Source organism: Thioalkalivibrio sp. AKL12 (assembly GCF_000377925.1).
Taxonomy (GTDB): Bacteria; Pseudomonadota; Gammaproteobacteria; order Ectothiorhodospirales; family Ectothiorhodospiraceae; genus Thioalkalivibrio; species Thioalkalivibrio versutus.
The window spans coordinates 24820-49425 of record NZ_KB898893.1; the positions used below are offsets into that span (position 1 = coordinate 24820).

The 24606-nt window shown below is 66.0% G+C and carries 26 protein-coding genes; 10 read left to right on the forward strand and 16 right to left on the reverse strand.

Annotated elements, in window-relative coordinates; translation table 11 throughout:
* Positions 1-77 precede the first annotated feature (77 nt).
* The gene (locus D579_RS0104870; protein ID WP_018937933.1) at positions 78-1394 is read right to left on the reverse strand and encodes a rhodanese-like domain-containing protein; all 1317 of its coding nucleotides are present in this window, start codon (positions 1392-1394) and stop codon (positions 78-80) included.
* Positions 1395-1531: 137 nt separating this feature from the next.
* Between D579_RS0104870 and D579_RS0104875 the strand changes: the two genes are divergently transcribed.
* From D579_RS0104875 to D579_RS0104885, 3 genes are all read left to right on the forward strand, one after another.
* On the forward strand, positions 1532-1765 hold the full coding sequence (locus D579_RS0104875) for a hypothetical protein (protein ID WP_018146192.1): 234 nt from the start codon (positions 1532-1534) through the stop codon (positions 1763-1765).
* 113 nt (positions 1766-1878) lie between these two features.
* On the forward strand, positions 1879-3393 hold the full coding sequence (locus tag D579_RS0104880) for a GGDEF domain-containing protein (RefSeq protein WP_018951279.1): 1515 nt from the start codon (positions 1879-1881) through the stop codon (positions 3391-3393).
* Between the two features lie 108 nt (positions 3394-3501).
* Entirely contained in the window at positions 3502-4806 is a 1305-nt protein-coding gene (locus tag D579_RS0104885; RefSeq protein ID WP_018937935.1) for a TlpA disulfide reductase family protein, read from the forward strand.
* 35 nt (positions 4807-4841) lie between these two features.
* Here D579_RS0104885 and D579_RS15290 read toward each other — a convergent pair whose 3' ends face one another.
* Both D579_RS15290 and D579_RS15295 read right to left on the reverse strand, forming a co-directional pair.
* Positions 4842-5039, reverse strand: coding sequence for an SHOCT domain-containing protein (locus tag D579_RS15290; RefSeq protein WP_018951280.1), 198 nt, complete (start codon positions 5037-5039; stop codon positions 4842-4844).
* A 14-nt stretch (positions 5040-5053) separates the two neighbouring features.
* Positions 5054-5221: a hypothetical protein gene (locus D579_RS15295; RefSeq protein ID WP_018951281.1), complete on the reverse strand. Its 168-nt coding sequence runs from the start codon at positions 5219-5221 to the stop codon at positions 5054-5056.
* A 271-nt stretch (positions 5222-5492) separates the two neighbouring features.
* On the opposite strand from D579_RS15295, the gene D579_RS0104895 reads away from it, so the two are divergent.
* Complete coding sequence (locus tag D579_RS0104895) at positions 5493-6167, forward strand: rhodanese-like domain-containing protein (RefSeq protein ID WP_019628467.1); 675 nt, start codon at positions 5493-5495, stop codon at positions 6165-6167.
* A 139-nt stretch (positions 6168-6306) separates the two neighbouring features.
* Here the strand turns inward: D579_RS0104895 and D579_RS0104900 are convergent, their stop codons facing one another.
* From D579_RS0104900 to D579_RS0104910, 3 genes are all read right to left on the reverse strand, one after another.
* Positions 6307-7596 carry a TlpA disulfide reductase family protein gene (locus tag D579_RS0104900; RefSeq protein WP_018951283.1) on the reverse strand — a complete coding sequence of 430 codons (1290 nt, stop codon included), beginning with the start codon at positions 7594-7596 and terminating at the stop codon, positions 6307-6309.
* Positions 7597-7672: 76 nt separating this feature from the next.
* Positions 7673-8245 carry an NUDIX hydrolase gene (locus D579_RS0104905; protein WP_018146202.1) on the reverse strand — a complete coding sequence of 191 codons (573 nt, stop codon included), beginning with the start codon at positions 8243-8245 and terminating at the stop codon, positions 7673-7675.
* A gap of 1 nt (position 8246) precedes the next feature.
* Complete coding sequence (locus D579_RS0104910; protein ID WP_018937938.1) at positions 8247-8861, reverse strand: BMC domain-containing protein; 615 nt, start codon at positions 8859-8861, stop codon at positions 8247-8249.
* A 266-nt stretch (positions 8862-9127) separates the two neighbouring features.
* On the opposite strand from D579_RS0104910, the gene D579_RS0104915 reads away from it, so the two are divergent.
* The 3 genes from D579_RS0104915 to D579_RS0104925 all read left to right on the forward strand — a co-directional run bounded on the left by D579_RS0104915 (position 9128) and on the right by D579_RS0104925 (position 12630).
* Positions 9128-11149: a site-specific recombinase gene (locus D579_RS0104915; RefSeq protein ID WP_018937939.1), complete on the forward strand. Its 2022-nt coding sequence runs from the start codon at positions 9128-9130 to the stop codon at positions 11147-11149.
* Positions 11139-12173 carry an alpha/beta fold hydrolase gene (locus tag D579_RS0104920; RefSeq protein ID WP_038038264.1) on the forward strand — a complete coding sequence of 345 codons (1035 nt, stop codon included), beginning with the start codon at positions 11139-11141 and terminating at the stop codon, positions 12171-12173. The genes D579_RS0104915 and D579_RS0104920 overlap by 11 nt, the downstream gene beginning before the upstream one ends.
* 70 nt (positions 12174-12243) lie before the next feature.
* Positions 12244-12630 carry a YajD family HNH nuclease gene (locus D579_RS0104925; protein ID WP_018146206.1) on the forward strand — a complete coding sequence of 129 codons (387 nt, stop codon included), beginning with the start codon at positions 12244-12246 and terminating at the stop codon, positions 12628-12630.
* A 29-nt stretch (positions 12631-12659) separates the two neighbouring features.
* Here D579_RS0104925 and D579_RS0104930 read toward each other — a convergent pair whose 3' ends face one another.
* On the reverse strand, positions 12660-13241 hold the full coding sequence (locus tag D579_RS0104930) for a GNAT family N-acetyltransferase (RefSeq protein ID WP_026289444.1): 582 nt from the start codon (positions 13239-13241) through the stop codon (positions 12660-12662).
* A gap of 20 nt (positions 13242-13261) precedes the next feature.
* Positions 13262-14299 (reverse strand): DUF21 domain-containing protein, encoded by a 1038-nt coding sequence (locus D579_RS0104935; protein WP_018937943.1) that lies wholly within the window; start codon positions 14297-14299, stop codon positions 13262-13264.
* A gap of 235 nt (positions 14300-14534) precedes the next feature.
* On the opposite strand from D579_RS0104935, the gene D579_RS0104940 reads away from it, so the two are divergent.
* The gene (locus tag D579_RS0104940) at positions 14535-14984 is read left to right on the forward strand and encodes a host attachment protein (protein ID WP_018146209.1); all 450 of its coding nucleotides are present in this window, start codon (positions 14535-14537) and stop codon (positions 14982-14984) included.
* Between the two features lie 64 nt (positions 14985-15048).
* Here D579_RS0104940 and D579_RS0104945 read toward each other — a convergent pair whose 3' ends face one another.
* Together D579_RS0104945 and D579_RS0104950 are read right to left on the reverse strand one after the other, a co-directional pair.
* Positions 15049-15648 (reverse strand): histidine phosphatase family protein, encoded by a 600-nt coding sequence (locus D579_RS0104945; protein WP_018937944.1) that lies wholly within the window; start codon positions 15646-15648, stop codon positions 15049-15051.
* 107 nt (positions 15649-15755) lie between these two features.
* The gene (locus tag D579_RS0104950; RefSeq protein ID WP_018937945.1) at positions 15756-16352 is read right to left on the reverse strand and encodes a histidine phosphatase family protein; all 597 of its coding nucleotides are present in this window, start codon (positions 16350-16352) and stop codon (positions 15756-15758) included.
* Between the two features lie 162 nt (positions 16353-16514).
* On the opposite strand from D579_RS0104950, the gene D579_RS0104955 reads away from it, so the two are divergent.
* Positions 16515-17339, forward strand: coding sequence for a proteasome-type protease (locus D579_RS0104955; protein WP_018937946.1), 825 nt, complete (start codon positions 16515-16517; stop codon positions 17337-17339).
* A 19-nt stretch (positions 17340-17358) separates the two neighbouring features.
* Here the strand turns inward: D579_RS0104955 and D579_RS0104960 are convergent, their stop codons facing one another.
* Entirely contained in the window at positions 17359-18318 is a 960-nt protein-coding gene (locus D579_RS0104960) for an alpha-E domain-containing protein (RefSeq protein ID WP_026313083.1), read from the reverse strand.
* A gap of 1 nt (position 18319) precedes the next feature.
* The gene (locus D579_RS0104965) at positions 18320-19768 is read right to left on the reverse strand and encodes a circularly permuted type 2 ATP-grasp protein (protein ID WP_018937947.1); all 1449 of its coding nucleotides are present in this window, start codon (positions 19766-19768) and stop codon (positions 18320-18322) included.
* Between the two features lie 111 nt (positions 19769-19879).
* On the opposite strand from D579_RS0104965, the gene D579_RS0104970 reads away from it, so the two are divergent.
* Positions 19880-20158 (forward strand): hypothetical protein, encoded by a 279-nt coding sequence (locus D579_RS0104970; protein WP_018937948.1) that lies wholly within the window; start codon positions 19880-19882, stop codon positions 20156-20158.
* Positions 20159-20334: 176 nt separating this feature from the next.
* On the opposite strand, the gene D579_RS0104975 is transcribed toward D579_RS0104970, so the two are convergent.
* The 4 genes from D579_RS0104975 to truB form a co-directional block, all read right to left on the reverse strand.
* Complete coding sequence (locus D579_RS0104975) at positions 20335-20952, reverse strand: class I SAM-dependent methyltransferase (protein WP_018146216.1); 618 nt, start codon at positions 20950-20952, stop codon at positions 20335-20337.
* 69 nt (positions 20953-21021) lie between these two features.
* Positions 21022-23109 carry a polyribonucleotide nucleotidyltransferase gene (pnp, locus tag D579_RS0104980; protein WP_018951285.1) on the reverse strand — a complete coding sequence of 696 codons (2088 nt, stop codon included), beginning with the start codon at positions 23107-23109 and terminating at the stop codon, positions 21022-21024.
* Between the two features lie 122 nt (positions 23110-23231).
* On the reverse strand, positions 23232-23501 hold the full coding sequence (gene rpsO / locus D579_RS0104985; RefSeq protein ID WP_018146218.1) for a 30S ribosomal protein S15: 270 nt from the start codon (positions 23499-23501) through the stop codon (positions 23232-23234).
* Between the two features lie 114 nt (positions 23502-23615).
* Positions 23616-24587 carry a tRNA pseudouridine(55) synthase TruB gene (gene truB / locus D579_RS0104990; RefSeq protein WP_018951286.1) on the reverse strand — a complete coding sequence of 324 codons (972 nt, stop codon included), beginning with the start codon at positions 24585-24587 and terminating at the stop codon, positions 23616-23618.
* Between the last annotated feature and the right edge of the window lie 19 nt (positions 24588-24606).

The window sequence follows — 24606 nt, forward strand, 5'->3', positions numbered from 1 at the left end:
GATGGGCGGCCCGGGTTATGGATGAAGATGGCTTCGCTGCGCTCGCAATGACCGGGTCACCGCACCCGGATTCCGGTTCAGAAGTCCTCGAACTCCATGGTGCGGAAGACGCGGCCGGCGTTCTGGCGGTGCAGCTCGCCGTAGGTGTCCAGGTGGCGGTAGGCGGACTGGTCGATGTTGTAGGCATCGTTCAGCGTGCCGCCCTCGTCGAGGATGCGCTGGACCTCCTCGCGCAGATGCACGAGGTAGTCGTGGGTGTAGCGGCGCAGCACGTCGAAGTCATTCACCGGCTCACCGTGGCCCGGGATGATGTAGTCGGCATCCAGGGCCTCCAGTTCATGCCAGGTCTCGATCCAGCCGGCGGTATCGGTGTAATCGAAGATCGGGAGCATGCGCTGGTGAAAGGCCAGGTCGCCGGTAATCAGCGCCTTGCGCGCGGGCGCCCAGATGGCGATATCGCCCGGGGCATGGCCCGGTCCGAGGTAGCGGATCTGGATGGTCTCGCCGCCCATGTCCAGGTCGAGGCGCGTGGCGAAGGTCACATCCGGCGTACCCAGCTCGGTCATGAACGCCTTGTCACGGGTGCGGTTGGGCGCACCCTCCAGGCTGGCCTGGCCGTTGGCCTCGATCTCGCGCCAGGCATCCTTGTGCGCGATCACCGTGGCGCCCTGCTCCTGCCAGTAGGTCATGCCGAGCATGGCATGGCCCTGGGCGTTCTCCAGCACCACGTATTTCACTGGCTGGTCGGTAAGCTTCCGGATCTCCTCGTGCAGTGATTTCGCCAGCAGGTAGTTGTCGCCGGCGTTCATCACCACCACACCGTCCTCGGTGATGATGAACGACAGGTTGTTGTTGTGGCCGGAGTTCTCGTAGGTGGAGGGCTGGGTCGCGCCGATCGCGGACCAAACGCCATCGGTCACCTCCTGCGGCCGGTCATAAAGGAACGAGTCGCGTGCCTTGTCCAGCACGTACAGTGGCAGGCCCGCGTCCTGCCACTCGAAGAAGCCGCCGGGGTAGTTCTGCACGTTGGTGTAGCCCATCTGCTGCAGGGTCTGCGCGGCGGCCACGCTACGCAGGTTCTGACCGCAATAGACGACGATCGGGGTGTCCTTGTCCGGGATCTCGCCGGGCACCTCGAACTCGATCCAGCCACGCGGGATATTGAGCGTCTCGCTGGACCGGATCTGCCCGCCGGTGTGCTCGATCTCGGTGCGGGTGCGCACGTCGATCACGACATGGTCCGGCTCGCTGGCGATCCACTCCTGCAGGCCCTCCTTGTCGATGTTGGTGATCTCGGCGTTGGCGGCGTCCAGCAGCGTGTCGCCCGTCAGTTCTTCGGCCTGCGCGGTACTACCTGCCGCGGCAAGGACCAGTCCCAGCCAGATCGCTCGCATCGTGATTCTCCTTTTTGCGTCCATCCCTCCACCATAGCCCCCTGTTCCGCCGCCGGCCAGGCCTCCGCTTGAGCCACCCCGTACAGTGTCTATATTCAGGGTAAAGGCACACGGCCCAGCAGCCGAAGGAACCCCCAATGAGCAATCACATGGCGGATGTCACCATCCACATCGACGAAAACACCGACCACGCGGCCCGCGAGCGCATACAGGACACCCTGCGTGAACTCCCCGGCGTCATGGCCGCCTCCAGTCACGATGAACGGCCCCACCTGATGGTGGTGGAGTACGATCCGGAACGGGTCGACAGCCGCAAGCTGCTGGACACGGTAACCGCCACCGGTGTCCACGCCGAACTGATCGGCCTGTAACCTGACCTCACACGGGCGTCACCGGCTATTTGTAGCCCGTGGCGCCCGGCTGAGCGGCTCAAGAGGCATGCCGAAACGGGACAACCCGCAATCGGTCTGTCACCATATTGTCCATGGGGAAATGGGCCAGTATCCAGCACGACGACACGCACTGCGCTGACGGGGGAAACCATCGCGGCGCCCGGGCCGTTCGGCCGGATACCTGGCAGGTCCTCCTGGGCATTGGCCTCCTGCTGACCGCAACCTATGTGGCCCTGCCCTATGGCCTGCTGGCCAGCAGTCTCTACGTGCTGGGCACCGCAAGCGCTGCCCTCGCTGTCGGCATCGCCGTACTGCGCCGGCCGAGGCCATTCGGCGCGACCGCCTGGGGCCTGATCGCCACCGCACTGACGCTGGCGGCGATCGGGCACGGCATCTGGTACTGGCTGGACCTGCAGGGCCTGGAACCCTTCCCGTCGGCCGCGGATATCTTCTACCTGTCGGTATACCCGCTGTTTGCCATGGCGCTGTGGCAACTGGGAAGCCAGACCGCACGCGACGACGGCGCGTTTGTGGATGCCCTGATCGTGGGAATCTCGGCCGCAGTGCTCGGATGGGCCCTGCTGATCGCACCCTACACCTACGACCCCGACCTGACCTGGCTGCAACTGCTGGTATCCACGGGCTATCCGGTCGCCGACCTGGTCCTGCTGCCCCTGGTCCTGCGCCTGGTGTTCCTCCACCGAACCGGCATCACGGCCCACAGCTTCCTCCTCCTGGGGATGCTCGCCTATCTGACGGCCGACCTGCTCTACGCCCACGGCAACTCCACCGGCTGGTACACCGCGGGCGGACTCACCGATGCCTTCTGGCTGATTGCCTATTCCCTGATCATGGCGGCCGCATGGCACCCTTCCGCGAAGATCGAACCGCGCGCGCACACCTCGCACGCCGAACTCTCCGGCCGGCGTCTGCTCGTGCTGGGCGCCGCGTCCGTCCTGGTGCCGATGGTGATCCTGTTCACGGCGGGCAGCGAGATGGAGATCATTCGCGTTGCGGCGATCGCCTCCATCCTGCTGTTCCTGCTGGTGTTGTACCGCATGGCTGGATTGCTGCGCGAGACCCAGCACCAGGCCAAGCGCCTGGAGAACCTCTCGCGTACCGACCCGCTGACCGGGGCCGGCAATCGTCGCCACCTGGAAGAACAGTTAACCCGCGAGATCGCCCGCGCCGAACGCACCCAGGGCCCGCTCAACCTCGCATTCCTGGATATTGACCACTTCAAGCGCTTCAACGATTCCCACGGCCATGCAGCCGGCGATGCCCTGCTGCAGGAAATGGTGGATGCCTGGCGCCCCATCCTGCGGCCCACGGACCTGCTGGCACGTTTTGGCGGCGAGGAGTTCGTGGTGGTATTCCCGCACATTGATGCGCAGCAGGCCCGCCGCGTGCTGGAGCGCCTGCGCACCGCGATGCCCAACGGCCAGACCTGCTCGGCCGGGATCGCCAGCTTCCACCCCGGCGACACCATGGACTCGCTGCTGGGACGCGCCGACCAGGCCCTGTACGCCGCGAAGGACGGCGGACGTGACCGCATCATCATCGCCCCCGCCGAACCCATACCCGTTGCAGGCATGCCCGTGTTGTAGGGACCGGAATCCCCGACTGCGAACACAATCCTGACACCCCGCAGGAGACCCGTGGAGCAATATCAAGCTCTCGCGCGTCTATTCCCGAGCCCCTTCACCAAGGTTTCCATGACACACCGCATTCTCGTACGCCTGTTTGCCCTCGCGGCCCTGCTGATGATGCCGTTCGCCGCACCGGCGCAGGAGGCGAACGGCCCGACGGGCGCAGTCGACGCCGCCGCTTCGATCGAGGCCGGCGGGGCCGAGATCCCGGTGGAACGCTATCGCGCCGATGGCGACGCCGTGCTTTTGTGGTTTCCTTCCGAACACGGCCTGCAGGACGGCCATCGACAACAGGCGCTGGCGCTGCAGGCGGCCGGGGTCGAGACCTGGCTGGTCGATCCGTTCACCGGCCACTTCCTGCCCGAGGCGGCATCCAGCTTCGACGACATGCCCACCGCCACGGTGACGGACCTGATCGAGGCAACCCACACCGATACCGGACGACCGGTCTATGCCTTCGGGCATGACCGTGCCCTGCCCTGGCTGCTCACCGGCCTGTACCAGTGGCAACAAGCCCACCCCGAGGCCGACTACCTGGCCGGACTGCTGATGACCAGCCCCTTTCTGCATACCGGGGTGGATACCGATGAGGCCGAACTACAACCCATCGTCCGGCTGACTAATCTGCCGGTGTACATCCTGCAACCGGCCCAGTCGCCCCAGCGCCAGCATCTCGGGCGGATTCGCAGCGGGCTGACCGAGGGCAGTAGCGCGGTGGGTGCGCGGCTGCTTCCCGGGATCCGCGACCGCTTCTTCTTCCGCCCCGATGCGACAGAAGCCGAGCGGCTCGCCAGCGAGACCTTCCACCGCGAGATGATCTTCGCCATGGACCTGCTGACGCGGCTGCCTCACCAACGGACGCCCGCCGTGGCCGAAGCGGACACGGACCTGACGGTACGCACCCCAAGCGGCACCGACGCACAGCTCAACGCCCTGGATGAACCCGTGGCGGCCCCGCCGCTGGAGCGGCCCGACCTGGCGGGGGATATCCATCGACTGGAGGACTATCGCGGCGAGGTGGTGCTGATCAATTTCTGGGCCAGCTGGTGCCCGCCCTGCGTGCACGAGATGCCGTCCATGCAACTGCTGGAGGACGAACTGCGCGACGAAGGCTTTCGCATCCTGGCGGTGAACCTGGGAGAGGACAAGGACACTATCCGCCGCTTCATCGAGGACGAGGTGCAGACCGAGTTCACCATCCTCCTCGATCCGGAACAGGACTCCCTCGACGACTGGCGCGCGATGGCCTACCCCACCAGCTACGTCGTCGACCGCAAGGGCCGCCTGCGCTACTACCTGTTCGGCGCCATCGAATGGACCGAACCCGGCGTGATCGACCAGATCCGCGACCTGCTGGACGACGACGCATAGCGGCCCGGAAAGGGCGCGGCGCCGCGCGGGGTGTGCTAAAGATCCGCCAGGATGGCGCGCAGACGCTCCTCGTAGGCCGCTTCGGTAATCAGCCCCCGGTCGTGCAAGCGATCCAGCTCTTCCAGTCGCGCCTCGACCGAACGGCCGTCGGAGTCTTCATCGCGTCCCTGATCCGCCTGTTCGCCTCCGCGGATCAACTCCACGGCATTCACTTGCGCGAACAGTTCGTCCACTAGGGAAACACTGATCAATGTACACGTTCGCGCATCTCGGGCTGAAATCCAGCCATGTGGATCTCGGGGTTGTCGAGCACGCAGACCAGGCTGACATCCACCGCATCCAGCGGCTCGATCGACTGGGTGATGGAACACCCGGTGGCCACCAGCGCAATGCCGGCCACCCAAAACGTACGCATCCCTCGCAACACAAACACCTTCCTTCCTCTGGACGCAATCCTGTGCGCACCTGCCCCGCGCGAGCGAGCGCGCACCCTACCAGACCTGCACGCCCCCCCGAATATCAAGGCGTCCGTACATCATCGGTCACCCCCACCAGATGGATCGCGCGCCCCCTTGTGCAGGACGTTACCGGGTCAGGAAATGCCCACGCGGGCAGGCGTTATTTCGCGCAATCGCCGCAGTTCGAGTCTACGTTCGAGGTATGAGAGACATAGCGGAGCCTCCCCCATGAAAGCACCCTTTACCGCACCAAAAGTGCGATCAAACCTGCTCGCAGCGGCGGTCCTGTTCCTGAGCGTTCCGGCATTCGCGGAAACAGAGGTCGGCATCACCACCGACATGGCCGAGTTCGAGGTGCGCCACGGCGACGAACTGGTAACGGTGACCCGCGACCAGGACACCTTCGCGACCATCGACCTCGACTATGCACAGGTCGCGCGGCCCTGCCCACCGTTCTGTATCCAGCCGATGAGCCTTGGGCCCGGCGTCGAGACCCTGGGCGAGCTGGAGTTCATCGACTACCTCCAGCAGACCACGGAGCACGACGACCTGGTGATCATCGATTCGCGCACCCCGCGCGAATACCGCCGCGGCACCATCCCCGGCGCCGTCAACATCCCCTGGGACCGCCTGCACTTTGCCTCCGGCGCGAACCCGGACGACGTGCGCAACGTGCTGACCGAAGACTTCGGCGCAATCTTCGACGGCGACTTCTACGACTTCAGCCGGGCGAAGACCCTGGTGCTGTTCTGCAACGGCCCCTGGTGCGGCCAGTCACCCACCAACATCCGCACCCTGACCAACCTCGGCTACCCGGCCGAGCGCCTCAAGTGGTACCGCGGCGGCATGCAGATGTGGCACGCCTTCGGCCTGACCACGGTCGAGGGCGAGACCGACGGCTAGCCCAGGAGGCCGTCCACCTCGTCATTGCGAGCGCAGCGAAGCAATCGGCCAGACAAGGGCTCAGCCCCGCCCGATTGCTGAGCTCGCAATGACGGGATGGGTGGCGAATCAACGGTGACTCCGACAGCCAGCCCACCGGCTACTTCGGCTCCGCCATCAGGGCCTCTACGGTGGCAATGACGTCGGGGTCGTCCCATTCGATGGCGCTGTTGACCGAATAGCGCACGCGGCCGTCACGATCGAGAATGAACGAACTGGGGAAGGCAAAAACGCGCCAATCGGCAGCCACCCGTCCGTCGAAGTCCATCAGGACCGGGAAATCCACCTGCACCTCTTGCATGAAGGCCGTGATGTGCTCGGCGCTTTCCTGATAATTGACCGATACGATGGCGAAGCCCTCGCCCAGGGTCTCGGCCATGCGGTTCATCGACGGGATCTCGTGCACGCAGGGCGGACACCAGCTGGCCCAGAAATTCAGCAGCACCACCTGGCCGTCGTAATCGGACAGCGACTGCTCGTCACCCAGGTGATCGGTCAGCGCGAAGTCCGCGACCGGCCGTGGACGATCGCGCTCCACCAGCCCGCGGCCGACTTCGATCGCACGGGTGGCCTCCGGCAGCGGCGCGGCCGCCAGCGGGCGCGGGACGCTGGCCAGGAGCCGGCCCGCCTGCAGCAGTTGCGCAGGCAGGCGCTCGGCCGCGGCCTGTTCCTCCGGCTCGGGATCGGTGCGGCGCAGGTAATAGAAATCGCGCACATCCGGGACCGTCTGCACGAACACCGCACTGCCGCCGCGGCGCAGGTCGGTCAGGATGTCGTCCAGGTGCCAGCGATAGACACCCTGTGCGGGCTGCAGCAGGAAGACCGGCAGACTGGTGGCGCGCACCACATCGACGAACTCGGCGGGGGCACCCGCCACCGGCGTGTCGACCATCAGGTTGGGGAAGGCCAGCGCCGCACCGAGTACGTAGGCCGCTTCGGGGCCGTCCGCCTGCCACTGACGCAGGCCGCGCAGGGCGGTGATCGCCGGGCGGCCCGAGGCGACCAGCATCACCTGCTTGCCGGTCTGCGCGTGCGCTGCGCGCAGCAATGCGGCCACGCTGACGCCATCCAGGCTGCGCATGCTCTCATTGGTGCGCGGGAGGAAATGGGCATCCAGCAGATCGACCTGCCAGACCTCCACGCCCATCGCCGCCAGCTCGTGCCCGAAGCGCGCATGGTTGGTATGTTCGCCCGCCTGCGGAAGCAGCCACAGGTAGAGCCGATCGCCAGTGGCCGGGTACACGGTGACGCCCAGGTCGACGCCGGCGGGATCGGTCACTGTCAACGTGCGCGATTCAACCTCTCCGGCACCCGCCGGCGGAAGCAGCAGAAGCAGAGACAGCAGCAGGCACAGGCGCGGCAGGAATCGTATCGACACGCGGGCATCCATCAAGGGGACCGACCGCGACTATAGCGTCCCGTCATGCCCGCGGGAACGCCGCACGGAAGAGCCCCGAGGGATTGGGTCAGCGCGGGTGCGTATGCCGGAACGTGCGTAGACGGCGGGTCTTTTCCACCATGCGCCAGAGGGAACGGCAGTTGTTGTAGCGCGAGACGTGCTGCAGCGGCACCCAGAGGATGTCGTTCGACTCGTCGCTGCCGGGCACCGGCAGGCGGTCGTCGATCTCCAGCAGGAAGCGCACGTCGATGTGCTCGTGCATCGGGAAATGCGGGCTGGCCGGGATGGTGTGGATGTCGAGATCGAAGACATCCTCTTCCACCAGGCGGATCTGCTCGGGGGCGAGGCCAGTCTCTTCGTGGGTCTCGCGCAGAGCCACCTGCAGGATGTCGGCCTGGCCGTCGGCATGCCCGCCGGGCTGGAACCAGCGGTGGTGCTTGCCGTGCAGCAGCAACAGGGCCTGCTCACGGTCGGGGCTGACCACCCAGGCGGAACCGGTTACATGCGCGGGCAGGAGATCGCAGTGGAAGCAGTCCGGGTGCTCGCTGACGAACTCCAGGGCGCGGCGGACGTAGCCGGCCTCCTCGATGAAGGTCGTCTGGTGTCGGGCGAGCAGGTCCAGCAGCTGGGCGCGATGCATCTCAGGTCCCGGCGGGGTTGTGCAGCGCGTGGATCGCCGCACGCGCCGCCTCGTCCACGTCGCCTTCCCGTCCCGCGAGGGTCAAGCGACCAAAGGCGCCGACTGCGCGCACGTCGATCAGCGAAACATTGGATGCCTTCAGTGCCTGGTTCGCGGCATAAATGATGTAGCCGGCCGGTTCCGCCTCGAGGATGAACATGCTCTGTTCCGGCAGGATCATGTTCCCGCGGCGGTTCTGGCGGTTGATCAACACGGTGTGGTCCGGGGTCATCCCACGGATGGTCTCCTGCCACGGGATGCGACAGGGCTGGCGGTCCTCCTGGCTGGCACCGAGACGCTCCAGCAGCACCCGGCCGGCCTCGATCACCTCGCTCTGGCTGCGATGGTGAATCACCATGGAGCCGAATTCGCGCTCCACCACCTGCTGCGCGAGGTGCACGTTGGTCGCCTTCAGTGCGACGTCGGTCAGGCGGTGCACCGCCATCCCCGGGGACACTTCCACCCACAGGCAGGAGTCTCCCGGAACGGGCAGGAAGCCCTGGGAGACCGTAGCCATGTATTCCGCCAGCTGCGGCTGGAGGGAATCCATGTAGACGTAGGTGCGCAGCTGGATCATCGATTCGCTCTGGGCCAGGGCCCGCGGCCCATGGTTCCCGCGCGTCGCGGCCCGAACCCGCGCGGGAATTCGCGCACGCCTCATGCAAGCCGCCCCGAAATGGGCGGGCTCGCGTGCACACGCGGGAGAATTGAAGGACGTATTGTGAACGCAGCGCGCCCCAAGCTCAACGTTGAGTGCCTTCAGGGGCCGGCCTTCGGGCGGCCACACGTCCCGGGAAGACGCTCGTATAATGCAACGCCAACCCCGCAGCCACAGGGATTGTCATGCCGAAGCAGGATGCGGAACACCTCCTCGCCAGCGTGGAAGACGCCGATCTCGATCTGGCCGAGACCCTGCGCCAGCTCGTGGACTGGCTGCGCCCGGAAGACCCGCGCAATGTCGCGCCGGTGATCTCCCGTATTGAGCAGTTAACCCTCGCCCTGGGCGAGAACCCGCGCCTGCAGGACCGGCTGCGTGAGCGCCTGGAGGACGGGCTGGAGGACGCCCGGCACCTGACGCTGTACACCGGGATCGGGCTGTTCTCGCGCAAGGGTTTCTTCCGCGAGGCCGCGGAGCTGATCTACGAGCGGATCAATCCGCGCCCAATGGACCGGCGCGACCTGAAAGACGTGCTTTATCACGTGTTTCACCAGACCGATGACGCCGCCTGGGTTGCGGCCCTGCCGGACGATGCCTGGTGGCGCCTGCTGGAGGCCCTGGGCTGCCTGACCGGGGAACACCCCGGGGTCCTGCAACGGGCACGCGAGGAGATCCTCTACGCCCTGGAGATGCTGTCGATCTGGGTGGCCGCGGAAGAACTGGAACCGGAACTGCTGCGCCTGGACCCGTCGATCGCCGAGCACAACTCGGCCTTTGTCGCCCAGGAGCGCGAGATCTCCGCCTATGTGCGCGACTACCGAGCCGCGCTGGAAGACCCCGATCACGAGCGCATGGATGACCGCCATGCCCGGGTGCTACTGGAGCAGTGCAGCGAGCAGATCGCGCGCCTGCGCCAGCTAGCCATCACCCATGGCAACAGCCTGTCGCTCACCCACCTTCTGGAACGTCTGGACCAGACCCTCGGCCGCATTCACAAGCTACTGGACCTGCTGGAGCCGGACGCGGACCGCGACACGCGCGCAGCCTCGGTCGGGGTGTTCCGCGAACTCATCACCATCAGCGCCCGCCAGCACGGTGTACGCGCGCTGTGGCAGGACAACATCAAGCTGGTCTCGCGCAGCATCACCCAGCAAGTCAGCGACACCGGCGAGCACTACATCACCCAGTCGCGCAGCGAATACTTCCAGATGCTGCGCTCCGGAGCCGGCGCCGGGCTGATCATCGCGGTCATGGCCCTGATCAAGATCCAGATCGAATCCCTGGGACTGTCCCACGCGGTCAACACCCTGTGGGTGAGCCTGAACTACGGCCTCGGCTTTGTGCTGATCCACATCCTGCATTTCACCGTGGCCACCAAGCAGCCGGCAATGACCGCCGCGCGTCTGGCCGCCGCCATCGAGGAAAGCGAACGCGGCACAGCCGATCCACGAACCATGGCCGATCTCCTGATGCGGGTGGGCCGTTCGCAGTTCGCCGCAGTACTCGGCAACGTGGGCATCGCGCTGCCGACCGCCATCCTGATCGGTCTGTTTGCGGCGGGCCTGTTCAGCGCTCCAGTCCTGTCCGGTCGCGAGGTCGACTACCTGGTGGACGGGCTGCACCCGATCATGGGCCTGGCGCTATTCTTTGCCGCGATCGCCGGAGTCTGGCTGTTCGTCTCCGGCCTGATTGCGGGCTTCTTCGACAACCGCTGCGCCTACCTCGACCTGCCCGGCCGCCTGCGCGAGCATCCGCTTCTGCGCCGGTTGCTGCCGACCGGGGCGCGCCACCGCCTGGCCGACTGGATCGGTCACAACTACGGTGCACTGATCGGCAACTTCCTGTTCGGCGTGCTTCTGGGAGTGACCGGATATGTCGGCTACCTGCTGAACCTGCCCCTGGACATCCAGCACGTCGCCTTTGCCTCGGCCAACCTCGGCTATGTCACCGCCAGCGAAGCGCCCGGGCTGGGCATGTTCGTCCTGTTTCTGGGGTTCGTGCTGCTGATCGGGGCGGTCAACCTGTGGGTCAGCTTCGGGCTCGCGCTGTACGTTGCGCTGCGTGCCCGTGGCGTGCGCATCGGCACCTTTGGCCGCGTCGTTCGCGCCTATGGTCGCCACCTGCGCGAACGTCCGGGCGAATTCCTGTTCCCGCCCGGCGCGCAGACCACGACCAACGGAGGCGACGACGAGTCCGATGCTCGTTAGCAGGGCCTTGCGTCTGCTGGCGCCGACACTCGCGCTAGCGCTCGCCGGCTGTGCCGGGACGGCACCCAGCCCCTCCGGTGAGGAGACCCGCACCCCGATGATCGCCTCCGAGGTGATCCACACGACGGATGGCGACCGGCTGCCGCTGCACCGCTGGGGGCCGGACACCCCCGAGCGGGTTGTGCTGGCCCTGCACGGCTTCAACGACCACGGTGGCAGCATGCAGGCGCTGGGCGAGGCGCTGGCCGGGCACGCCATTGCGGTGTATGCCTATGACCAGCGCGGCTTCGGAGCCACGCGCAACGCCGGCTACTGGTCCGGTCACCGACTGCTGGCCGAGGACGCCCGCACCGCACTCCGGCTGCTGCAAGAGCGCTACCCCGACCAGACGCCCTACCTGATCGGCAAGAGCATGGGCGGCGCTGTCGCGCTGCTGGCCATGGAGGAAACGACCGATTCCGCCACTGCATCGCCCCGGGTCGCCGGCACGGTCCTGATCGCCCCGGCGGTCTGGAGCCGTGGCGACATGCCCTGGTATCAGCGCTTCGGCCTGTGGCTCGGGGCGCGCCTGGCGCCCGGCTGGCGCCTGGACGGCGAGATGGCCGCTGACCTCGACATCCACCCCACCGATGACCCCGCGGTGCTACAACAGATGCGTGACGACCCGCTGGTGTTGCGTGATGCCCGCATCGATGCCCTGGACGGCCTGACCACCCTGATGACCCACGCGCTGGAGGCGGGCCCGACTTTGCCCCCACCGAGCCTGACGCTGTACGGAGCGCGCGACGATCTGGTGCCACCCTTGCCCCTGGCGCGCCTGCTGGAGGCCCTGAGCGCCCAGGGATCCGATGACCATCGGGCCGCGCTGTACCCCGAGGGCTATCACATGCTGACCCGGTATACCGGGGCCGAGACCACGTTCGACGACATCGCCGCCTGGCTGCGGGACCCCCAAGGAAGCCTCCCCTCGGGCCACGAACGCTCGCCCGACGCCCTGGCGCAGTACCTGCGCGAAAAGCACTGACTCGGGTTTCTCTGGCCACCACCGCGCGCTGGCGCTACGGTGGACCCAGCCAACCTTCGGAGAACGCCCTATGAGCCACTCGACCCCCAACCGCCTCGACGACCTGGTTGCCCGCAGCCGCCGCGACCAGGCGGAACGGGAACAGGGCTACCGCGAGCAAGCGTTGAAGATGTATCCGTGGGTATGCGGCCGCTGCGGGCGCGAATTCACCCGCGTCAATCTGCGCGAGCTAACCGTGCACCACCGCGACCACAACCACGACAACAATCCATCCGACGGCAGCAACTGGGAGCTGCTGTGCCTGTACTGCCACGACAACGAACACCAGCGCTACACCGACGCCACTCCGGGCAGCGGGAATACGGCGAGCACCTCCTCGGCCACCCACAACCCGTTTGCCGGGCTGGCCGGGTTGCTTGACACGAACGACCGGGGCGGCGACGACTCGAAGGCGTAGAACGACTGCGGGCTGGAGTCGGCATCGGGTCAGAGCCGGCGCCACCAGAACTGCAATGGCTTGAGGCTCTCCTGCCTCTCGCCGATATCCGGCCACGGGAAGTGGCCAACCCGCCCCTCGGCGCGCCGGTAGCCGCGCTTCTTCCAGAACCCGTCCAGGGGCCGGTAACCGGCCGGGCGTCGCGGGTGATCCTCCGGGCGCACCACCGCGCAGAAGGTGGCATGGGCAAAGCCCAGGCGCCGCGCTGCCGCCTCGCGCTCGTCGAAGAACCGATGCCCCGCCCCCTGGCCGCGGAAGTCCGGCTCCAGTACCGATTCCGCCAGGTAGTAATACGCCGCCGGGTCCAGTCCTTGCTCAAGGAAGGGAGCCTGGAATTCCGCCTCGGCCGCAGCCAGCGGCAGCGCAGTGGAGGCCCCCACGACGCGATCACCTTCCAGCGCGAGCACCAGCGTACTATCCGGGCAGTCGACGTAGTCCTGCAGATACCGCTCTTCGTACTCCGCGCTGCCGTCGTAGAGATAGGGCCACTCGCGGAAGACTGCGATGCGCAGGCGTGCAACATCCTCCAGATAGGGGACAATCCCCGCCCCTCCCACGACCCTGAACTCCATTCGCCTCCCCAGTATCTCAATCAAACCGGCGCCGGCGTGTCCGCAGGGGCCTCCCGGCCGACACCGCGCAAGAGGCGCCCAAGGATATCCGACCCACTCAATATCCGGCGCTGACTGTCGGTCCACAGCAGGATCACGTCGTCCCCAACCACCGTGTCGCCGCTGCTGGCCGGGCGCACCCGGAAATGGGGTACCAGGCTGCCCAGCCGGTGGCTGCCATCACGCACGACCAGCGGGTGATGGCAGTGATGGTGGGGATCGAACCGCTCCGGCGCAAACAGCGCCTCGCGGGTAAAATCCGCGACCCGGATCACCGTGCGCGGCTCGCCCTCGGGATCGATGACCACCATCCAGCTGCGACCCGGCCTATTGAGTCGACGCAGGAACGCATCATCGGTACGGGGCTCGATCGCCGGGAACACCGGACGCCCGGCCTCGAAGTCCAGCGTGATCACGCTGTCCGGGGCCAGCGCCTGGCCCTCGTGTTGCACCAGGATGTCGTCCAGCTCGAGGAAATTCCGCGCGCCCCGCCCCTCGACCCGGGTAATCTCGCTGCCGTGGGCCTGCATGTGCAGGTCAATCAGGTGATGCAGGTCCCGCTCGGGGAAGAAGCGAATCTCCTCGCCCCCCAGCCAGCGGTCCAGCACCCAGGCAGTCGGCCGTGCCACCGGGTACATCAGGATCTGGTAGAAGCGCAGCAGTGGATACAGCGCCCCGGCAACCCGCAGGGCATGCCGCGAAAAATAAGACTGCGGCAGAATCTCGGCAAAGATCGTGATCACCACGGTAGAGAACAGGAATGCCGCCACGCCGCCCATCACCGAACCCGACAACAACGCCAGCAGCACGTTGACGGAGACGTTTCCCCAGAGAATGGTCACCAGGGCAAAGTTGGCATCGGCGCGCAGGGCCAGCAGGCGCTCCGCGCGCCGGTCACCCTTCTGCGCCTCGACCTCCAGCTCCAGCTTGCTGCGCGAGAACAGTCCGAGATTGAGTCCGGACAGAATCGCCGATTGGGACAGGCAGACGAGGATACCCAGCCAGGTGAGGACGCTCATGGGGTCTTTTCCTTGGGCAACACGGCGCACGAACGGGAGAGGCTTCAGGGTACCGCGTGGCAGGCCGTGCGCGCCCGCACGGAACGTTCGTTTCGTCGTGCCAAGCCGCACCCGCAAACCGGCAAAACATCTACACTCGGAGATGGGGCCGATGCCTGTCGGGCCGGCACCACAGCGGCCCGGTACGTCAGGAAACGGCCGGTCGGGCCACCGAATACGCTACAGGAGGATCTGCATGGATACTGTCTGGATCGTTGTCGCCGACGCCGCACGAGCCCGCATCTTCACCTGCGAGGGCCGTGCCTGCCAGGGGATGCACGAGAGCGAGACGCTCTCGCACAGCGAATCCCGCGCCCACAATCAGGATCTCGTCTCGGATCGTCCCGGGCGCAGCTGGAGCAGCGCCAGCGGGGACGCCCGCCACGCCATGCAGGACAGCACCGACCCCGCCGCCAACGAGCGCAACCGCTTTGCCCGACAGGTGGCCGAACGCCTCAAGTCCGCCCATAACGACGGCACCTTCAAAAAACTGGTGATCGTCGCCGCACCCTCGTTCCTCGGCGCCCTGCGCGAAATGCTGGACCCGACCGTTGCCCATAGCGTCACCGCCGAGGTCGCCAAGAACATCACCAAGTCGACCGACGCCACCACCCTGCGCAAGCACCTGCCCGACTTCCTCTACTAGGCACCATTCCAGCCCCTGGCCCCGCATAGCGGGGCCAGGGGCGACCGGTCGGCTCCAACGCCCCTCAACGCTTGCCGAGATCGTCCGGCTTCAGCGTGCCCAGCAAGCGCGGGCCGTCGGCGTGTGGCTCGAACACCGCCATTTCCGCCTCCTCGATTTCCACATCCGCGGCGTGGCGCAGGTTGAGATCGTGGCCCACAACGACGATGTTTTGCTTCGGATCCCTGGGCGGCGTGTTCAGATGCCCCCGAAGGCCTTCGATCAGGTCCTCGCGGCGTTCATCGTCCTGGATAATCGGCAGATTGTAGAGCTCGGTCCGAATCTCGTAGTCACCGAAGGCATAGTGCGCGGTCTCCCAGTTACGGCAGAACTCGCTGGTCAGTACCTGCTCCACCGGGATCGCGTAATGATCGAAGCCCTTGCCCACCTGGCGCGCCTGCTCGCGCCCGCGCGTACTCAGATTGCGCTGTCCTTCGCAATTGTCCATGTCGGACAGGTCGTAGTCGTCATGCGAACGATCGGTCGCCGCATGCCGCCAGTACACCACCAGCCCACCCGCCTGCATACGCTCGATCAGCGCATCCGGTGCCAGCGTCTCCGCAGTTGCGGTAGCGAACGCCACCAGCAACAGGGCCAGGATTGCGCTCAGCATCCCATTTCGCATGCCGTCCTCCTTGCGAGTGATGGATTCGGTGTTTCCCTTGTGTGCGGACGCTCTGCGGCCGCGGTACCCGGCACCCACCGGGCCCGCGCCTCACAGTCTCCCGGGGCTCAGTCGAAGTCGTCGGGCGTGAGCACCCCGAGTACCCGGGGCAAGTCGCTGCCGGGCTCGAACACGGCGATTTCACCCTCGTCGATGCGAACCCGGGCGGCCTGCTGAAGATTGATGTTGTGGCCCACGATCACCACGTTCTTCCCGGCATCCCCCGGCGCCGTCACCAGATAGCGCCGCAATGCATCGACCAGCTCCTGCTGGCGTTGACGGTCACGCACTGGCGGCACATTGAACAGGTCGTCACGGACCTCCCAGGAGTCCTCGCCGAAGGCAATCCGGGCACTGTCGACATTGCGGCAGAAGGGCGAGCTCAGGATGCGCTCGACCGGGATCGCGTGGCGTTCGAAGCCCTCGCCCACCTGACGCGCCTGCTCATGCCCGCGGTCGTCGAGATTGCGCTGCCCCTCGCAACGGCTCATGTCGGACAGGTCGGTGTCCCGCTGGCTGCGGTCGGTGGCCGCATGCCGCCAGTAGATCACCAGCCCACCCGCCTGCATGCGCTCGATCAGCGCATCCGGGGCCAGTGTGTCGGCGCTCGCGATTACGGGGGAAAATCCAAGGATGATCAAGAACAAGAACCAGCGCCGAAGCATCGGGACCTCCAGTAAGAAAGGGGTTCAACGAAGCAAGAGACCGTCACCCAAGGGCATCGGTTCGATGCATGTTCTGGGCGCAACCATCCGCCCGGCGCGTTGACGCCCCCCGACCCCAGCCCTAGTATGCCGTCACCCCCTTGCCCGGAAACCCGCGTCCCCATGACCTATTGTGTCGCCATCGATCTGGACGACGGTCTCGTCTTCGCCTCCGACTCCCGCACCAATGCCGGCGTCGACCAGGTCAGCACCTACAGCAAGATGCACACCTTCGAGATCGAGGGTCAGCGGGTCTTTGTGGTCCTCGCTGCCGGGAACCTCGCCACCACACAATCCGTGGTACAGCAGCTCAAACGGGACATGGAAGAAGGTGCCGACGAGAGCCTGGCCACCGTGGAGCGCATGTCGGATGCGGCCGACTATCTGGGCCGGCTCAACCGCGAAGAGGCGGAAAAGCACTCCGAGGCACTGTCCCGCTCCGGCATCAAGGCCGAGGCCACGCTGATCATCGGCGGCCAGATCGGCCAGGACGCGCCGGCGATCTTCATGGTTTACCCGCAGGGCAACTACATCACCACCTCGCAGCAGACACGCTTCTTGCAGATCGGCGAGAGCAAATACGGCAAGCCCATTCTGGACCGCATCATCGACCCGACCACCCCGCTGGGCGATGCCGCGCGCTGTGCCCTGGTCTCCATCGACTCGACGATCCGTTCGAACCTGACCGTGGGGCCACCGATCGAGGTGATGGTCTATGAGCGCGGCACCCTGACCTTCGACCATTACCTGTGCCTGGAGACGGACGACGACTACCTGCGGTCGCTCACCCAGGCCTGGGACATGAACATCAAGAAGGCCTTCACCGACCTGCCGCGCTTCGACTGGGAATCCGCCCACGAACGCAAGCAGCGCGGGACGCGCGTCAGCCGCGGCTCCGGCAAGACGGCGGGGTCTTCCTCGGCCAAGACGAAAAAGCCGCGGCGCTGAACACCGCAGCGCGGCGAAGCTACGCCGCCTGAGTCTGCACCTGCGCCGGCGAGGCCAGGAACCAGGTCTCGGCGTTCGCGCCGTGAATATCTCCGATATCCCGCTGCAGCACGTCGATGAAGGCGTGCAGGGCCTCTTCCTTGATCAATTCGTCCACGTGGGCATCGGCCGCGTGACGGCGCCCCTGGATCACCAGGCGCAGGGGCAGTTCGTTGTTCGGCAGTTTTTCCAGCGCGTCCTGTACCTGGGTCAGGGCGTGGGTAACCGACCGCGGGAAGGCGGTGTCCTGCAACAGGTAGCGCACCACATCCACGCCGTTGATGCGCCGCTTCACATGCTGACGATACATCTGGAAGCCGCTCTCCGAACGCAGGATGCTGGTCCACAGCAGTCCCTCGTAGGGCCCCGGGTCCTCACCATCCTTCTTCAGGTGGCGCAGTGCGCCAACGTCGATCTGCCGCGTCCCCATGTCGGCCCGCTCCAGGTTGCGCCCCAGGCGGATAAAGTCGTAGGCGGCATCGTGGCTCATGGTTCCGGCCAGCAGCCCGGTCAGGGTCTGGCAGCGCTGGATCACGTCCGAGAGGAATTCGAAACGTCCGCGCTTGCCGATACCCTGGTCGATATGGTCGCGCGCGAACAGATAGAGTTCGTTCATCACCTCCCAGGCCTCGGAGGGCACCAGATCGCGCGTGGTGCGAACGTTCTCGCGTGCGGCGCGCAGGGAGTTGAGGATGGAGCTGGGGTTATCGGCATCGGCCAGCAGGAACTTCACGCAGTTCCGTTCATCTTCGCGCTGGTAGTGGTTGTCGAACAGGGCCTCGTTACCGGTGACGTCCACCAGCCCCTTCCAGGACAGCTGCACCGATTTCGGCATGTCCAGCGCCAGCAGATTGAAGGCCATGACCATGCGCGCCGTGTTCTCGGCACGCTCAACGTAGCGCGCCATCCAGTACACGCGTTCTGCGACTCTCGAGAGCATCTTAGTTCTCCTCGTCCACGATCCAGGTGTCCTTGCTGCCCCCGCCCTGCGAGGAGTTCACCACCAGCGAGCCCTTGCGCATCGCCACGCGGGTCAGCCCGCCGGCGGTCACGTCGGTGCGCACCCCCTGCAGGACGAACGGGCGCAGATCCAGGTGCCGCGGTTCGATCTCGTCACCGCACAGCGTCGGGGCCACCGAAAGGTCCAGCGTCGGCTGGGCGATGTAGTTGCGCGGGTCCTTCTTGATCAGCTGCGCGAACTCGGCCCGTTGCTTCTTGGTTGCGTGCGGGCCGACCAGCATGCCGTAGCCACCGGACTCGTTGGCCGGCTTCACCACCAGCTCGTCGAGGTGATCCAGCACGTAGGCACGATCCTTCTCGTTGACGCAGAGATAGGTCGGCACGTTGGGGATGATCGGTTCCTGATCCAGGTAATAGCGGATGATGTCCGGCACAAAGGCATACATCACCTTGTCGTCGGCCACGCCCGCGCCCGGCGCGTTGGCGAGCCCCACGTTGCCCTGGCGCCATGCGCGCATCAGCCCGGGCACGCCCAGCATCGAATCCGGGTTGAAGACCTCCGGGTCCAGGAACTCGTCGTCGATGCGCCGGTAGATGACGTCGACGCGCTCCAGACCATCGATGGTGCGCATGTAGACGCAGTCGTCGTCGCCGACCACCAGATCCGCGCCCTCCACCAGCTCCGCGCCCATGCGCTGCGCGAGGAAGGAGTGCTCGAAGTAGGCCGAGTTGTAGATCCCCGGCGTCAGCACCGCGATCTCCGGGTAATCCTGCGGACGCGGCGAGATCGAGGCGAGCATGTCGAACAGCTGGGTGGGATATTCATCCACCGGCAGGATGCTGGAACTCTCGAACAGCTCCGGGAACACCCGCTTGGTGACTTGCCGGTTTTCCAGCATGTACGACACGCCGGAAGGCACGCGGAGGTTGTCCTCCAGCACGTAGAACTGCCCCGAGCCGTCGCGCACCAGGTCCGAGCCGCAGATGTGTGCCCAGACGCCCTGCGGCGGCTTGATACCAACACACTGTTCGCGGAAGTTCTTCGACTGATTCAGGACATAGCGCGGAATCACCTTGTCCTGGAAGATCCGCTGCTCGTTGTAGATATCGTCGATGAACAGGTTCAGGGCATTCAGGCGCTGCTCGAGGCCGGCCGTGACCTGATCCCATTCCTTGCGCGCAATGACCCGCGGGATGATGTCGAACGGCCAGGCGCGGTCAATGTTCTCGCCTTCGGTGTAGACCGTGAAGCTGATACCCATCTCGAGAATCGCGCTGTCCGCGGCCTGCTTGCGGCTGTGGATCTCGCCCTCGTCTAGCGAGGCCAGGTATTCCGCGAGTGCCCGAGCCGGAGCGCGCGGCTGGCCAGGTTTCTCGATCAGTTCGTCGTAAAACGGGGCGGAATCGTAATGCTTCCAGTCGATGGCCATTCGTCGGGTCCTCTGACGCGGGGATGGTGTTGTTCTACAGTAACGTCTTTTCGCGCTAGCCGACGTTTCTGCCTACAGCGTTTCGTCCGGCCCGCCCCGACCGAGGTTCCCATGTCCGACGCACTCGAACAGCGCCTGATCGAACTCTACCGCCACCCGAAGATCCAGGGATGCAACTGGCAACCACGGTTGTTCTGGCATGCGGCCGCCGACGGCACGCCCTTCGGCAGCTTGCGGGTGGACGGGCGGGAACTGGAGGTGTTCCTGGCAACAATCCTGGGGGAACCTTCAACGGAACAGGCCGGGCTGGATGCCGAGCGGGACGGCCGCGGGCAATTTCTCGCCGCCAATGCGCGGCGCCACGAGCTGCCGTTGTTCACCCGCCGCTGACAAACCGCGGCGTCGCCACGAGCACCGTCATCGCGAGGAGCGCAGCGACGTGGCGACCTCCATCGGCGGCCCCGGAACCGATCCAAACGAAACGCGGGGGTACAGACGGAGGTTGCTTCGTCGCTGCGCTCCTCGCAATCACGGTGCTCGTAGCTGAGCCCCGCGAGGACGAACGTTCAGACAGGCTTGCGGAATTCGACCTGTTTCCAGTAGCCGAACAGGCTGGCCGGGGCGACCATGCAGGGCTCCTGCCCGGTCACGCGCACGAAGTCCTCGTATTCCATGTCCGGCCGGAACCCAACGGCCTTCGACAGCGGCCGCAGGCAGCGCTCGACGCCGCGCAACAACCATTGCTGCGAGGCAAAGTGGTTGACCACCAGCAAGCGTCCCCCGGGGCGGCAGACTCGCCACATCTCGGCGAACAGGGCATCGGGGTTGGGTACCACGGTGGCCACATACATCGCGACCACCGCATCAAAGCTATTGTCGGCGAAGCCGAGCTGTTCGGCATCCATCTCGCACAGGCCGGATACCGCCGGCAGACCGCCGTTCAGGCGCCCACGCGCAACCTCCAGCATCTCGCGGGATACATCGATCCCCACCACCTCGCAGTCATCCGGATAATCCGGCAGCGAGATCCCGGTGCCGACCCCGACCTCCAGGATGCGCTTGCCCGAGACCGGCGCCAGGGTCTCCCGCGCGCTGGCCCGCCCGGTCGCGAACACTCGACCGAAGGTGGCGTCGTAGTGGCGAGCGTAGCGCCGGTAACTTTTGCGAATACTGACGAGGTCCATGCCCACGCGTCCCGAATCTGAATGGCCGGGCGCCGGAAAAAGCAGCGCCCCTGATCGAAGCGAGTCCGATCAGGACTCGGGTTCGACCGCCTTCATGCTCAGACGGATGCGGCCCTGCTTGTCCACTTCCAGGACCCGCACCGTCACCGAATCCCCTTCCGAGAGGAAATCGCCGACGCTCTCGACACGTTCGTCGGAGATCTGCGAGATGTGGACCAGACCGTCACGGCCCGGCAGAATCGAGACGAACGCCCCGAAGTCCATGATCTTCGCCACCTTCCCGGTGTACTGGCGCCCCACCTCGATATCCGCCGTCAGCTCTTCGATACGGCGCTTGGCCTCGAGGCCCGCCGCCTGATCGGTGGAGGCGACCTTCACCGTGCCGTCGTCCTGGATGTCGATGGTCGCGCCGGTCTCTTCGGTCAGTGCGCGAATGGTCGCCCCGCCCTTGCCGATCACGTCGCGGATCTTGTCCGGGTTGATCTTCATGGTGATGAAGCGCGGCGCGTGCGAGGACATCTCGTCACGATGATGCGGCAGCACTTCGTTCATGCATCCGAGGATATGCATGCGGCCTTCACGGGCCTGGGCCAGCGCCCGCTCCATGATCTCGCGGGTGATCCCGTCGATCTTGATGTCCATCTGCAACGCCGTCACGCCGTCGTTGGTGCCGGCCACCTTGAAGTCCATGTCGCCCAGATGGTCCTCGTCGCCGAGGATGTCGGAGAGCACGGCGAAGCGATCGCCTTCCTTGATCAGGCCCATCGCTATACCTGCAACCGGAGCCTTCAGCGGCACGCCGGCATCCATCAGCGCCAGCGAGGTACCGCAGACAGAGGCCATGGAGCTGGACCCGTTGGATTCGGTGATCTCGGAGACCACGCGAAGCACATAGGGGAAGTCCGCCTCGTTCGGCATCACCGCCTGCACGCCACGCTTGGCGAGGCGCCCGTGGCCGATCTCGCGGCGCTTGGGTGACCCGACAAATCCGGTTTCGCCGGTGCAGTAAGGCGGGAAGTTGTAGTGCAGCATGAAACGGTCGCGGCGCTCGCCTTCCAGGGCGTCGATGATCTGGGCATCGCGATCGGTGCCGAGGGTGGCCACCACCATTGCCTGCGTCTCGCCCCGGGTAAACACGGCGGAGCCGTGCGCGCGCGGCAGCACGCCCGTATCCACGTGGATCGGGCGTACCGTCTTGGTGTCGCGGCCGTCGATGCGCGGGTTGCCGTCGAGGATACGATCACGGACCAGGCGGTACTCCAGGTCGTGGAAGGCCGTCTTCACGTCATCCAGGTTGGGCCCGGACTCGTCTTCACTGACCAGAGCCTCCACGGCCTTGCCGCGCAGTTCGCCAATGCGCTGCGTGCGCGCCTGCTTCTCGGCGATCTGGTAGGCCTCCACCAGTTCTTCGCCGACCACCCCCTGGATCTGCTCCTCGAGCGATTCGAGCGACGCCGTCGGCTGCCACTCCCACGCGGGCTTGCCGGCCTCGGCCGCCAGTTCCTTGATTGCCTGGATCGCGGCCTGCATCTGCTCGTGGCCGTACATCACCGCACCCAGCATCACCTCTTCGGAGAGCTGGTTGGCCTCGGATTCGACCATCAGCACGGCGTTCTCGGTACCCGCCACGACAAGATCAAGGTCGGAATCCGCCAGGGCGCTGTAGGTCGGGTTCAGCAGGTACTCACCGGCGCGGTAACCGACTCGCGCGGCGCCAATCGGCCCGGCGAAGGGCACGCCGGAGAGCGCCAGCGCGGCCGAGGTCCCGAGCATCGCGGGGATATCGGGATCCACCTCGGGGTTGATCGACATTACCGTCGCGACCACCTGGGTCTCGTTCTTGAAGCCTTCCGGGAACAGCGGACGGATCGGTCGGTCGATCAGGCGACAAGTCAGGGTTTCCTTCTCGCTCGGACGCCCCTCGCGCTTGAAGAATCCACCCGGGATCTTGCCGGCCGCGTAGGTGCGTTCCTGGTAGTTCACGGTCAGGGGGAAGAAGTCTCGGCCCGGGTCGGCTTCCTTGCGAGCCACCACGGTGACCAGCACCACGGTCTCGGCCATATTGACGATGACGGCGCCACTGGCCTGACGAGCGATGTCACCGGTTTCGAAGGTGACCGTATGGTTTCCGTACTGGAATGACTTCTTGTATGCCACGTTATTTCCCGTTTCCCGTGTTCTTGCGACTTTGATGCCTGAATTCTGGCTCTCGCGACCCATTGGTGCGGGCCCGAAAGCGAACGGGCCCGCACCAATGGCGCGGGCCCGTCATGCCGGCCTTAGCGGCGCAGCCCAAGCTCCTGAACCAGGGCCTGATAGCGCTCCTGGTCATGACGCTTGAGGTAGGTCAGCAACTTGCGGCGCGTGCTGACCATCTTCAACAGGCCGCGGCGCGAGTGATGATCCTGCTTGTGCTTGTCGAAGTGCCCCATCAGATGCTGGATGCGGGCCGTCAGCAGCGCGACCTGGACTTCCGGCGAACCGGTGTCGTTGGGATCGCGCTTGTGCTTCTCGACGATGGCCGATTTTTCTTCGGTGGTGAGCGACATGAAAACCTGACTCCTGAAAAATTTCTAAACCGTTAACCGACCAGTGGCGCTGGCGATAGGCGGGCAATGGTAGCACGACGCACGACGACGTGAACAGAAAGAGACCGGGCACGCTCAGGCCGGCGCGTGCGCCGCCGGCACGAACAAACGTCGCGCCCGGATCTGCCCGTCGGGGTCGCGGACACCGACCGCAAGGAAGCGGCCACCGTCATCAAGAATCCGCACCAGGGGCCAGCCAGTATCCCCTTCGTGCGGGGCATCCGCCGCCCCTGGGGCCTGCCCGATCACGGCGGTCGGCGCGGCCGGGTTACCATGGCGCATGGCGGCGCTGGCGGCGGCGTCGAGCGTGACCGACGGCCAGTGCGCCAGCGCCGCCTCCGCCGGTTGCAGCAAGGCCTCGATGGCGGCGACCCCGTCCGCCTCGAAGGCCGCCTCAATGGCATCCAGCGAGACCATCGCGGCGGCGTCGAAGTGGCCGTGCCCGACCCGGTGCAACGTATCCACCGCCGCTCCACAACCGAGCGCATGCCCGATGTCGGCAACCAGCGAACGGATATAGGTCCCCTTGGAGCAATGCACCGTCAAACGCAGGCCGTCCGCCGCGATCTGCTCGATCTCCAGGGAATGGATCTGCACCGGACGCGGGGGGCGATCCACCTCCACACCCTGACGCGCGAGCTCATACAGGCGCTTGCCCTGATGCTTTAAGGCCGAGACCATTGGCGGGACCTGCGCCTGGTCGCCACTGAACCGCCGCTCCAGCTCGCGCAGGGTGGCCGGCTCGATGGGCGGCACCGCCGCCTCGCGGATCACTGCGCCATCGAGGTCCGCACTGTCCGTCTCCACCCCCAGGCGCGCCTCGGCGACATAGCGCTTGTCCGCATCCAGCAGCCAGCCAGAGACCTTGGTGGCCTGCCCGAAGCACAACGGCAAAAGGCCCGTCGCCCGCGGGTCCAGTGCCCCGGTATGACCGGCCTTCTTCGCCTGCAACAGATACTTGACCCGGCCCAGCGCCTGGTTGGAGCTGCGCCCCCGCGGCTTGTCCAGCAACAGGATGCCGTCGACCTCGCGCCGCTTGCTCGCCATGGATGAACCGCCCGGCCGA

Bases quoted from the DNA above. Each gene is read 5' to 3' on its own strand.
- D579_RS0104960 (WP_026313083.1), bottom strand. From the start codon at position 18,318: ATGCTCTCGAGAGTCGCAGAACGCGTGTACTGGATGGCGCGCTACGTT.
- D579_RS0104895 (WP_019628467.1), top strand. From the start codon at position 5,493: ATGAAAGCACCCTTTACCGCACCAAAAGTGCGATCAAACCTGCTCGCA.
- D579_RS0104935 (WP_018937943.1), bottom strand. From the start codon at position 14,299: ATGAGCGTCCTCACCTGGCTGGGTATCCTCGTCTGCCTGTCCCAATCG.
- D579_RS0104955 (WP_018937946.1), top strand. From the start codon at position 16,515: ATGACCTATTGTGTCGCCATCGATCTGGACGACGGTCTCGTCTTCGCC.
- D579_RS0104940 (WP_018146209.1), top strand. From the start codon at position 14,535: ATGGATACTGTCTGGATCGTTGTCGCCGACGCCGCACGAGCCCGCATC.
- D579_RS0104915 (WP_018937939.1), top strand. From the start codon at position 9,128: ATGCCGAAGCAGGATGCGGAACACCTCCTCGCCAGCGTGGAAGACGCC.
- D579_RS0104875 (WP_018146192.1), top strand. From the start codon at position 1,532: ATGAGCAATCACATGGCGGATGTCACCATCCACATCGACGAAAACACC.
- D579_RS0104885 (WP_018937935.1), top strand. From the start codon at position 3,502: ATGACACACCGCATTCTCGTACGCCTGTTTGCCCTCGCGGCCCTGCTG.
- D579_RS0104905 (WP_018146202.1), bottom strand. From the start codon at position 8,245: ATGCATCGCGCCCAGCTGCTGGACCTGCTCGCCCGACACCAGACGACC.
- rpsO (WP_018146218.1), bottom strand. From the start codon at position 23,501: ATGTCGCTCACCACCGAAGAAAAATCGGCCATCGTCGAGAAGCACAAG.
- D579_RS0104910 (WP_018937938.1), bottom strand. From the start codon at position 8,861: ATGATCCAGCTGCGCACCTACGTCTACATGGATTCCCTCCAGCCGCAG.
- D579_RS15295 (WP_018951281.1), bottom strand. From the start codon at position 5,221: ATGCGTACGTTTTGGGTGGCCGGCATTGCGCTGGTGGCCACCGGGTGT.
- D579_RS0104870 (WP_018937933.1), bottom strand. From the start codon at position 1,394: ATGCGAGCGATCTGGCTGGGACTGGTCCTTGCCGCGGCAGGTAGTACC.
- D579_RS0104970 (WP_018937948.1), top strand. From the start codon at position 19,880: ATGTCCGACGCACTCGAACAGCGCCTGATCGAACTCTACCGCCACCCG.
- truB (WP_018951286.1), bottom strand. From the start codon at position 24,587: ATGGCGAGCAAGCGGCGCGAGGTCGACGGCATCCTGTTGCTGGACAAG.
- D579_RS0104930 (WP_026289444.1), bottom strand. From the start codon at position 13,241: ATGGAGTTCAGGGTCGTGGGAGGGGCGGGGATTGTCCCCTATCTGGAG.
- D579_RS0104925 (WP_018146206.1), top strand. From the start codon at position 12,244: ATGAGCCACTCGACCCCCAACCGCCTCGACGACCTGGTTGCCCGCAGC.
- D579_RS0104975 (WP_018146216.1), bottom strand. From the start codon at position 20,952: ATGGACCTCGTCAGTATTCGCAAAAGTTACCGGCGCTACGCTCGCCAC.
- D579_RS0104945 (WP_018937944.1), bottom strand. From the start codon at position 15,648: ATGCGAAATGGGATGCTGAGCGCAATCCTGGCCCTGTTGCTGGTGGCG.
- D579_RS0104900 (WP_018951283.1), bottom strand. From the start codon at position 7,596: ATGGATGCCCGCGTGTCGATACGATTCCTGCCGCGCCTGTGCCTGCTG.
- D579_RS0104950 (WP_018937945.1), bottom strand. From the start codon at position 16,352: ATGCTTCGGCGCTGGTTCTTGTTCTTGATCATCCTTGGATTTTCCCCC.
- D579_RS0104920 (WP_038038264.1), top strand. From the start codon at position 11,139: ATGCTCGTTAGCAGGGCCTTGCGTCTGCTGGCGCCGACACTCGCGCTA.
- D579_RS0104965 (WP_018937947.1), bottom strand. From the start codon at position 19,768: ATGGCCATCGACTGGAAGCATTACGATTCCGCCCCGTTTTACGACGAA.
- D579_RS0104880 (WP_018951279.1), top strand. From the start codon at position 1,879: ATGGGGAAATGGGCCAGTATCCAGCACGACGACACGCACTGCGCTGAC.